Genomic DNA, 9,161 nt, shown 5'->3' with positions numbered 1-9,161 from the left:
TTCTACATCCGGCGGCGCGAAGGCTGCGTCAACAGTCAAAGCCCGATTGAGGGCTCGGTCGCAGGGGCAGCTGCCCGCCCGCGAGGGCGACCGCTACTTCGAAATGTGAGTGTCCGATTGCTAGGGGAATTGCGCCATTGAGGGGACGCCGCCGCTACTGCACTGGTGCGGCCGAGGATCAGGTCGGCCGAGCGCTCGCCGATCATGGTCGACGGCAGGTTCGTCCTGCCGCGCATCAGCGTGGGCATGACCGAGGCGACGGCCACGCGCAGCTCCTCGATGCCGTCCACCCGCAGCTTCGAGTCCACCACCGCGGCGTCGTCCGTACCCATCCGGCAGTACGAGACCGGTTGGCACAGCGACTCGAGCGTCTCCCGCACCTCGGCTCGCAGCGCCTCATGACCCTGCGCCGCAGCACCCGGCGACCAATCCTCGCCCAGCACCGATGCCCAGCGGTCCGACCGAGGCGATCTCCCGTTCCAGCCCGCCGTGGCCATCACGTGGAGCTGACGAGTCCGGAGACGATCTCGGCGGAGAGGGTGACCAGCGGCAGCCCGCCGCCGGGGTGCGCCGAGCCGCCCACCAGGAACAGGCCGGGGACGGGGGAGGCGTTGGCGGGCCGGAGGAACGCCGCCCGCGCGCCGTTGCTCGACGTCCCGTAGATCGAGCCGCCGACGCTGCCGGTGTCGCGCTCCAGATCCGCCGGGGTGCGTACGGCCCGCACCCGGATGCGGTCGCGGACGTCGAGGCCGCGGCCGGCCATCACCCGCAGCACCGTCTCGGCGTACCGCTCCGCCAAGCCCGGCTCGTCCCAGTCGACGCCGCGCACGGGGTCGTGCCGGGGGGCGTTGACCAGCACGAACCACGATTCGCTGTCCTCGTCCGGACGCAGCTCCGGGTCGTCGGGCGCGCTGATGTACACGGTCGGGTCGGGCACCGGTCGCGGGCGGCCCTCGTCGCGCCCGGTCCCGAAGACGGCGTCGAACTCCGCGTCGTAGTCGGCGGGGAACAGCACGGTGTGGTGGGCCAGGCCGGGCGTGCGGCCGCGCAGCCCCAGCAGCAGCACGAACCCGGACAGCGACGGCGTCGCCCGGGCCAGGTTCCGACGGGCCCGGTCGGCCTCGCCGCCCGCCGGGAGCAGATCGGCGTACAGCGCCTCGGCGTCCACCCCGGAGACGACGACGTCGGCCGGCACCACCTCGCCGTCGGCCAGTTCGACGCCGCTCGCCCGACCGCCGTCGACCAGCACCCGGCGCACCGCGCAGCCGGTGCGCAGCTCCGCCCCGTGCGCCGCCGCCCGCTCGGCCACCGCCGTCGCCAGCCGGCGCAACCCGCCGCGCACGTACCAGGAGCCGAACGCCTGCTCGGCGTACGGCACCGTGGCCAGCACCGCCGGCGCGCGCCGCGGGTCGGACCCGGAGTAGGTGGCGTAGCGGTCGAGCAGCGTGCGCAGGTGCGGATGCCGCAGGTAGCTCTCCCCGAGGCCGCGCAGCGAGCGCCACGGCGCGACGGTCGCGACGTCGGCCGGACGGCGGGCCAGCCGGGCGAGCGTGCCCGCACCGGCCAGCGGGCTGCGCAGGAACGGCCTCTCGCTGACCGCCCACATCCGCTCGGCCCGGGCCATCAGTGCCGCCCACTGGGCGCCCGCACCGTCCCGGAGCGCGGCGTCCAGTGCCGTGGGCACCGCGTCCGGCGTCCCGGGCATCGACAGCCGGGTCCCGTCGGCGAACCGGTAGGCGACCGCCGGGTCGAGCCGGACCAGGTCCAGAGCGGCCTCCAGCGGAGCCCCGGTGGCGGCGAACAGGTCGCGCTGGATCTGCGGCAGGGTCACCAGGCTCGGGCCGGTGTCGAAGACGTGGCCGTCGAGCTCGGCGCGTCCCAGCTTGCCGCCGATCTCCGCGGCCTGCTCCAGCACCGTCACCCGATGACCGAGCGCGCCCAGCCTCGCGGCGGCGGCCAGCCCGCCGAGCCCGGCGCCCACGACCACCACCCGCGCCACGCCGCCACGGTAGCCGGGCCGGCACCGCCCGGTCGGGTGGTGATCGTTTGCCCGCGCGATCGAGGGGGGTAGCGCTCCCGGGGTCCGGTCGAGCAGCAGGCCGGCGCCCCCTTCGAGGAGGTGTCGTGGGCTCGGTGAGGACGTGGTGCGCCGCCGCCGGCGCGACGGCGGCGCTGGCCGGTTGCGCCGGGGCGTCGGACGACGAGGTGCGCGCGGTGGTGGCCACCTTCGCCGACCCCGGGACGGCCGAGGAGGCGCGCTGCGCTCTCCTGGCCCCGGCGACCCTGGCGGCGCTCGAGTTCGAGGCGTCGGCGCCGTGTCCCGACGCGATCGGCGAGGTGGCGCTGCCGGACGGCGGGGTGTCGGCGGTCGAGGTCTGGAGCGGGGAGGCGCAGGTGCGGGTCGGCGATGACGTTCTGTTCCTGACCGACACCGGTGCCGGGTGGCGGATCACCGCAGCGGCGTGCGAGCCGCGGGGCGAGGCGCCGTACGACTGCGAGGTGGACGGGCCGTGAACGGCGTCCGGGTCGTCTTCCTCGCCTACCTGGTGCTCGTCCTGATGGGCGTCGCCTACGCCTTCGCGCTGGGGGCGCTGGGCCGGTGAGCAGCGTCGACGAACCGAGCTACGGCTTCCTGCGCACCAACGCGCTCAGCCTGACCTTCGGTGGGCTGTTCCTCGTCACGCTCGTGGGCCAGGCGCTCTCCGGGGTGGCCGACGTCAACGCCGACCAGGTCGCGAACGGGCTGGAGCGGATGAGCCTGGCCGACTACGTCACCTCGTCGTCGTTCATGGTCGACGTGATGGAGAACTGGCAGTCGGAGTACCTGCAGTTCTTCCTCTACATCTTCGCCACGGTCTGGCTGGTCCAGAAGGGCTCCAGCGAGTCGAAGGAGCCCGGTCGGGAGGGCACGGAATCGGACCGGGAGCAGCGGGTCGGGCAGCACACCCACGCGGACTCCCCGGCCTGGGCGGGAGCCGGCGGCTGGCGCACGACGCTGTTCTCCCGCTCGCTCGGGTTGCTCATGGGCGGGTTGTTCCTGCTGACGTGGGCGGCGTCGGCGCTCACCGGATGGGTGGCCTTCAACAGCGAGCAACTGGGTGAGCGACAGGACCCGGTGACCTTCGCGGGTTATCTGGCCGAGGCCGATTTCTGGAATCGCAGCTTCCAGAACTGGCAGTCGGAGATGCTCGCGGTCGGCTCGATGGCGATCTTCGCGGTCTACCTCCGCCAGCGGGGCTCGCCGGAGTCCAAGCCGGTCGGGGTGGCGCACGCCGACACCGGGCAGACCGGCTGAGCTCAGCCGGGCACGCCGAGGGCCAGCAGCGCCATGTCGTCGGCCTCGTACCGGGAGCCGGACACCTGGTCCTCGACGGCCGCCGCGACGGCCGCGACCGCCACCTCGGCGTCGGCGCAGCGATCGTGCCGCAGCAGCTCCTGCAGCGCGTCCTCGCCGAACTGCTCGCCCGCGGTGTCCCGCGCCTCGGTGACCCCGTCGGTGTAGAGCAGCAGCATGCTCCCGGCGGGCAGGTCCACGGGGTGGGCGGAGTAGACGGTGTCCGGGTCGACGCCCAGCGGCGCGGCGGGCCGGCCCAGCGCAACGACCGCGCCGTCGGCGGTGCGCAGCAGCGGTGGGGGGTGCCCGGCGATGCTGATGCCGACGCGGTGGCCGCGCGGGCCGCGCTCCAGCACCAGGCAGCAGGCGGTGACGAAGCGCAGCGGGCCGGTGGCCTGCTCGTGCAGCAGCGCGGTGTTGATCGCCGCGAGCACCGCGGCGGGGCAGCCGGCGGCCGAGGCGGCGCGCGCGGTGTGCCGGGTCAGCGCGGTGAGCGCGGCGGCCTCCGCACCGGTGCCGCACACGTCGGCGACGAGCGCCATCCAGCGGCCGTCGGGCAGCGGCATGACGTCGTAGGTGTCGCCGCCCACCAGCGCCGAGCCGCCGCCGGCCCGGTAGTGCGCGGCCAGGTCGACGCCGGGCACCGTCGGCAGGTGCGAGGGAAGCAGGGAGCGCTGCAGCGTCTCCGCGAGCCCCCGGACCTCGGACTCGGCCCGCAACCGGCCGAGGAACTGCCCGATCTGCCGGCCGGCGTGCGCGAGCACCTCGACCAGTTCGGGTGGCACCGTGCGCTGCTCGTGGGAGAACAGCTCGCACACGCCCAGCACCGACTCGCCGTGCAGCACCGGGAAGGCCACGCCGGTGCGCACGTCGTCGGCACCAGCCGCCGCCCCGCGGAGGAACCGCGGATCGGTCCAGAGGTCCTCGATGACGACCGGCGCCCGCCCGGCCCGCACGAGGCCGGGCAGCCCCTCGCCCCGACCGAAGGTGCGGCGGGTCTCGCTGCGCAGGGCGGCGACCTCCTCGCCGGGCGCGGTCCAGGTGCCGGCGTGCACCAGGCGGCCGCTGTGGTCGTCGGTCTCCCACAGCACCGCGGCGTCCCAGTCCAGCTCGGTGCAGAGGGTGGGCAGCACGCGCTGGAAGGCGACGTCGGCGTCGGCGGCCTCGGTGAGCGCGGTGGTGACCCGGAGGGTCGCGGTCAGGTAGCGGCTGACCTGCAGTTGGCGCTCGAGCAGGATCGTGGCGCTGGCATCGCGCAGCACGCACACGATCGAGCGCTGGTCGGCCGGCTTGCCGGGGGCGGCGTCGAGCCGGGCCAGCGTGAGGTCGACGACCACTTCGTGCCCGTCGGCGTGCAGCACCGGCAGCTGCGTGGTGCGACCGAGCAGCTCGCCCTGGCCGACGCTCTGCGGGCGCAGCGTCGTGCCGTTCCCGCTGGGCTGGAAGCGCTGCGGCAGCGACTTCGTGAGCGACCGGCCGATCAGCAACGCGGGATCGTGGCCGAGCAGCGTGCGGATGGCCGGGTTGGCGTAGGTGATCCGGCCCTGGTCGTCGGCGACGACGACGGCGACCGGCAGCGCGTCCAGGAGGTGCTCCGGCGGCACCGCCGACAGATGTCCGAGGTCCATCGTGCGTGCTCCCTCGGCCATCGATCGATCACTACCTGTACGACCTTGTCACACCAACGGTGACCATTTGAAGGGGTGCGAGGGAAGTGGGAGCCGGGTTTCCAGCACGTCGGCGGGTGGCCTCAGAAGGCGTACCGGACGCGGAGCCACGGGGCATGGCGCTCGACCAGTCGGTGCAGTCGCTGTACTCCGTCACGCTTGACGTCGGTGCGGTAGCGGACGTTGTCCTGCCCGTTCTGGCTGCGCTTGGCCTGCTGCAGGTCGGGCCGCCACAGCACCTCCTCCGCCTGCGGGTGCCAGCCGAGGTTCACCTCGTGCAGCCCGCGGTTGTGCGTCAGCAGGATGACCTCGGGGGCGGCCTGCGCCTTGGTCGCGGGGGAGAGCTCGTCGTCCAGTCGCTGTAACAACGCACCCCAGTCGGCCTCCCAGCCGTCGCGGAGGACGACGGGGGAGAGGTTGAGGTGCACCTCGTAGCCGGCGGCCACGAAGTCGTCGACGGCGGCGATCCGCTCGGCCACCCGGCTGGTGCGCACGTCGGGCAGGTGCGCGTCGTCCTCGGGCATGACGGAGAACCGGATCCGGGTGCGGCCGGCCGGATCCAGGTCGAGCAGCCGCCGGTTGACGTACTTGGTGGCGAAGGACGCCTTCGCCGTCGGCAGCTCGCGGAAGGTGGCGACCAGGTCGGCCACGTTGTCGCTCACCAGCGCGTCGACCGAGCAGTCGCTGTTCTCGCCGAGGTCGTAGACCCAGCTGTCCGGGTCCACCTGGTTCGGGGCCGGCTTGGGCCCCTGCCGGATCGCGTGGCGGCGCAGGTAGCCGGTGATCTGCTCGATGTTGGTGAAGACCGTGATCGGGTTCGCGTAGCCCTTCCTCCGGGGGACGTAGCAGTAGGCGACGCCATCGCGCACCCGTTGGCCGTCGAGGGCGCGATGAAGTCGGCCGAGCGGCCGTTGGGCCGGGCGGACAGCGACTTCTTCACCCCGAGCACCAGCGTCTCGGTCTTCACCCGCACCCAGCGCTCGACGTTGCCCTCGTTGCCGTGCAGGTCCGGGATCTGCCAGTGCGACGGCACCTCGACGACCTCGGCGTCGGGGAAGCGGCCGAGCACCTGCCGGCCGCGCGGGCTGCCGAGGGCCGCCGGCTCGGCGTAGATGCGGCGCACCTGCAGCAGCCGGTTCGGCGGTGCGGGAGCGGGTGGTGACTCGAGATCGAAGAGGGTCAGCGGCTCGGCCGGTGCCATGCCGTCAGCAGCACGCCGCCGGCCGGGTGCATTCCGATGGGAGCGTGGTGGACGATCCGGTTTCGGTCGGTCGGTCACGGGCACCCGTGGAGCCGTGAGCCTGCGCCGACGACGGCGCGCACGCGATGAGACGAACGGGTGGACCCATGAAGGCAGTGACCTGGCACGGACAGCGCGACGTACGCGTCGAGGAGGTGCCCGACCCCTTCGTGCAGGAGCCGACCGACGCCGTCATCCGGGTGACCACGACCAACATCTGCGGCTCGGACCTGCACCTGTACGAGCCGCTGGCACCGTTCATGGGCGTCGGCGACATCCTCGGCCACGAGGCCATGGGGCAGGTCGTGGAGGTGGGCTCGGACGTCGGCGACCTGAAGGTCGGCGATCGGGTCGCGATCCCGTTCCAGATCTCCTGCGGGCACTGCTGGATGTGCCGGCAGCACCTGTACACCCAGTGCGAGACCACCCAGGTGCGCGATCAGGGGATGGGGGCGGCGCTGTTCGGCTTCTCGAAGCTGTACGGCGAGGTGCCCGGCGGCCAGGCGGAGTACCTGCGGGTGCCGCAGGCGCAGTTCACGCACATCCCGCTGCCGGAGGGCCCGAGCGACGACCGGTTCGCCTACCTCTCCGACATCCTGCCCACCGCCTGGCAGGGCGTGGAGTACGCGAACGTCCCGGACGGCGGGACGCTCGTCGTGCTCGGCCTGGGCCCGATCGGGGACTTCGCCTGCCGGATCGCACAGCACAAGGGGTACCGGGTCATCGGCGTGGACCTGGTGCCCGAGCGCCTCGAGCGGGTGCGCGCCCGGGGCGTGGAGGTCGTCGACCTGCGCGAGCACGAGGACGACCTCGGTGACGCGATCCGCGACCTGACCGGCGGGCGCGGCCCCGACTCGGTGCTGGATGCGGTCGGGCTGGAGGCGCACGGTTCGCCGGCGACGACGTTCGTGCAGAAGGCGGCCGGGTTGCTGCCCAAGGCGATCTCCGCGCCGCTGATGCAGACCGCCGGCGTCGATCGGCTCAACGCCCTCTACTCCGCGATCGACATCGTCCGCCGCGGCGGCACGATCTCCCTGTCGGGCGTCTACGGCGGGATGGCCGACCCGATCCCGATGCTCACGTTGTTCGACAAGCAGATCCAGCTGCACATGGGCCAGGCGAACATCAAGCGCTGGATCCCCGACATCATGCCGCTGCTGACCGACGCCGACCCGCTGGGCTGCGACGACTTCGCCACCCACCGGGTGCCGCTCTCGGAGGCGCCGGAGATGTACCGGAAGTTCCAGGAGAAGGAGGACGGCGTGGTGAAGGTGCAGCTCAAGCCGGAGCAGTGACCGGCCCGCTCCCCGGTGCAGTGCGAGACTGCGCCGGTGAGCAGCACCGTCGACCTCAACGCCGACCTCGGCGAGGGCTTCGGCGTCTGGCGGCTGGGTGACGACGACGCGCTGCTGCGCGTCATCACCAGCGCCAACGTCGCCTGCGGCTTCCACGCCGGCGACCCCTCGACCATGCGTCGCGTCTGCGCATCGGCCGTGGCCGGGGGCGTGGCGATCGGGGCGCAGGTCTCCTACCGGGACCTCGCCGGCTTCGGCCGCCGGTTCATCGACGTCGAGCCGGGCGAGCTGGCCGACGACGTGCTCTACCAACTGGCCGCGCTCGACGGGATCGCGCGCGCCGAGGGTGGCCGCGTCGGCTACGTCAAGCCGCACGGCGCGCTCTACAACGCGACGGTCGGGCACGCGGAGCAGGCGCGGGCGGTGGTGGACGCCGTCGTCGCGTACGACCCCGGCCTGCCCGTGCTGGGGCTGCCCGGCTCGGCGCTGCTCAGGACGGCGGAGGCCGCGGGCCTCCGGCCGATCGCCGAGGGGTTCGCCGATCGCCAGTACACGCCCGACGGGCACCTCGTCCCGCGCGGAGGACCCGGCGCGCTCCTGCTGGACCCGGCGGTCGTGGCGGACCGGGCCGTGCGGATGGCGGTCGAGGGAACGGTCGTCGCCGTCGACGGCAGCACGGTCCCCGCACGGGTGGAGTCGATCTGCGTGCACGGGGACACCCCCGGCGCCGTCGACCTGGCCCGGGCGGTCCGGACGGCGCTCGAACTGGCCGGGGTCACGCCGGCCGCCGTCACCGGTTGAGCTCAGGTCTCCGTCGGGACCTGGAGGTCGCTGACCGGCAGCCGGCCGGACCGCACGTCGGCGGCGACCTGGTCCGCGGGAACACCCAGCACGTAGGCCCGCGCCCGCAGCAGCGCCACCGCCGTGTCCGGGCCCACGCCCAGCTCCGCGGCGATCCGGTCGACGGCCGCCCAGGCCGCGGTGCGCTCCTGCGGCGTCGGCCCGTGCAGCCAGTCCGGTCCCCGCTCGGCCCGCCACGTGGACCACAGGGCCGCGTCGCTGAGCGCCGAGCCGACGAGCTCGCCGACGGCCATCGCCTCGAACACGTCGAGCGCGGCCACGTCCGCCGAGCGCCGGAAGTACAGGTCGATCGCCGCCGAGCCGCTGAGGCCGAGCTCCAGGGGCAGCGCCACCACCGCCCGGTACGGCGTCTCGCGGTGCAGCAGGCCGGCGAACACCGGCCAGCGGCGCAGCATCTCCTCCTCGACGGCGAACACCGGGTGGCGGCAGCTCTCCGCCGAGGCGCACGGCCCCGTGCCCACGGTGAACTGCAGTCGCTCGGCCAGCGCCGCCTCCTCGGGGGCGGCGCCCAGTGGCACCCGGTGGCCGTCGACGGCGAGCAGGCTCAGCCCGACGCCGTCGACGGGGAGCATGCTCACGCAGGCACGGGCCAGCCGGACCGGGAGCAGCTCCGGGCGGGCCAGCTCCGGGTCGGTGACCGAGTCCAGCGCGGTGGCGAACCGTCCGGCGATGGTCATGGTCGGAGGGTTGCCCGCGGCGGTGGCCAGGTACGCCTGCGAACTTCCTGCACCGGAAGTCCGGGACTTCCTGCACCGGAAGTCCGG

The 9,161-nt window shown here is 73.8% G+C and carries 9 protein-coding genes and 1 pseudogene; 4 read left to right on the top strand and 6 right to left on the bottom strand.

What is annotated here, in order from left to right; all coding sequences use genetic code 11:
* Window positions 1-35: 35 nt before the first annotated feature.
* Both A6V29_RS16635 and A6V29_RS16630 read right to left on the bottom strand, forming a co-directional pair.
* A complete protein-coding gene (locus tag A6V29_RS16635) occupies window positions 36-497 on the bottom strand; it encodes a GMC oxidoreductase (RefSeq protein ID WP_137161334.1) in 462 nt (153 codons plus the stop codon).
* The gene (locus A6V29_RS16630) at window positions 497-1,999 is read right to left on the bottom strand and encodes a phytoene desaturase family protein (protein WP_137161333.1); all 1,503 of its coding nucleotides are present in this window, start codon (window positions 1,997-1,999) and stop codon (window positions 497-499) included. The genes A6V29_RS16635 and A6V29_RS16630 overlap by 1 nt, the downstream gene beginning before the upstream one ends.
* A 125-nt stretch (window positions 2,000-2,124) precedes the next feature.
* Between A6V29_RS16630 and A6V29_RS16625 the strand changes: the two genes are divergently transcribed.
* Window positions 2,125-2,514 carry a hypothetical protein gene (locus tag A6V29_RS16625; protein WP_137161332.1) on the top strand — a complete coding sequence of 130 codons (390 nt, stop codon included), beginning with the start codon at window positions 2,125-2,127 and terminating at the stop codon, window positions 2,512-2,514.
* Window positions 2,515-2,599: 85 nt separating this feature from the next.
* Window positions 2,600-3,295 (top strand): DUF6766 family protein, encoded by a 696-nt coding sequence (locus tag A6V29_RS16620; protein WP_137161331.1) that lies wholly within the window; start codon window positions 2,600-2,602, stop codon window positions 3,293-3,295.
* Window positions 3,296-3,297: 2 nt separating this feature from the next.
* On the opposite strand, the gene A6V29_RS16615 is transcribed toward A6V29_RS16620, so the two are convergent.
* The 3 genes and pseudogenes from A6V29_RS16615 to A6V29_RS22075 form a co-directional block, all read right to left on the bottom strand.
* Window positions 3,298-4,962: a SpoIIE family protein phosphatase gene (locus tag A6V29_RS16615; protein ID WP_137161330.1), complete on the bottom strand. Its 1,665-nt coding sequence runs from the start codon at window positions 4,960-4,962 to the stop codon at window positions 3,298-3,300.
* 122 nt (window positions 4,963-5,084) lie between these two features.
* Window positions 5,085-5,870, bottom strand: a complete 786-nt coding sequence (locus A6V29_RS16610) for a spore photoproduct lyase family protein (RefSeq protein WP_249933300.1) — start codon at window positions 5,868-5,870, stop codon at window positions 5,085-5,087.
* Window positions 5,871-5,923: 53 nt separating this feature from the next.
* A pseudogene (locus tag A6V29_RS22075) lies at window positions 5,924-6,202 on the bottom strand (spore photoproduct lyase family protein); the annotation flags it as partial.
* Window positions 6,203-6,348: 146 nt separating this feature from the next.
* Here A6V29_RS22075 and A6V29_RS16605 point away from each other — a divergent pair.
* Together A6V29_RS16605 and A6V29_RS16600 are read left to right on the top strand one after the other, a co-directional pair.
* Window positions 6,349-7,536, top strand: a complete 1,188-nt coding sequence (locus tag A6V29_RS16605) for a zinc-dependent alcohol dehydrogenase (protein WP_137161329.1) — start codon at window positions 6,349-6,351, stop codon at window positions 7,534-7,536.
* 36 nt (window positions 7,537-7,572) lie between these two features.
* Window positions 7,573-8,337, top strand: coding sequence for a LamB/YcsF family protein (locus A6V29_RS16600; RefSeq protein WP_137161328.1), 765 nt, complete (start codon window positions 7,573-7,575; stop codon window positions 8,335-8,337).
* A 2-nt stretch (window positions 8,338-8,339) separates the two neighbouring features.
* On the opposite strand, the gene A6V29_RS16595 is transcribed toward A6V29_RS16600, so the two are convergent.
* A complete protein-coding gene (locus A6V29_RS16595) occupies window positions 8,340-9,074 on the bottom strand; it encodes a GAF domain-containing protein (RefSeq protein ID WP_249933298.1) in 735 nt (244 codons plus the stop codon).
* Between the last annotated feature and the right edge of the window lie 87 nt (window positions 9,075-9,161).

The sequence above is a fragment of the Blastococcus sp. CCUG 61487 genome (assembly GCF_005222955.1).
In the GTDB taxonomy this organism is placed as follows: Bacteria; Actinomycetota; Actinomycetes; order Mycobacteriales; family Geodermatophilaceae; genus Blastococcus.
The sequence above is the reverse complement of the archived record's forward strand: the minus strand, read 5'-3'. Positions and strand labels throughout refer to the sequence as shown.

Bases quoted from the DNA above. Each gene is read 5' to 3' on its own strand.
- A6V29_RS16635 (WP_137161334.1), bottom strand. From the start codon at position 497: ATGGCCACGGCGGGCTGGAACGGGAGATCGCCTCGGTCGGACCGCTGG.
- A6V29_RS16615 (WP_137161330.1), bottom strand. From the start codon at position 4,962: ATGGACCTCGGACATCTGTCGGCGGTGCCGCCGGAGCACCTCCTGGAC.
- A6V29_RS16605 (WP_137161329.1), top strand. From the start codon at position 6,349: ATGAAGGCAGTGACCTGGCACGGACAGCGCGACGTACGCGTCGAGGAG.
- A6V29_RS16595 (WP_249933298.1), bottom strand. From the start codon at position 9,074: ATGACCATCGCCGGACGGTTCGCCACCGCGCTGGACTCGGTCACCGAC.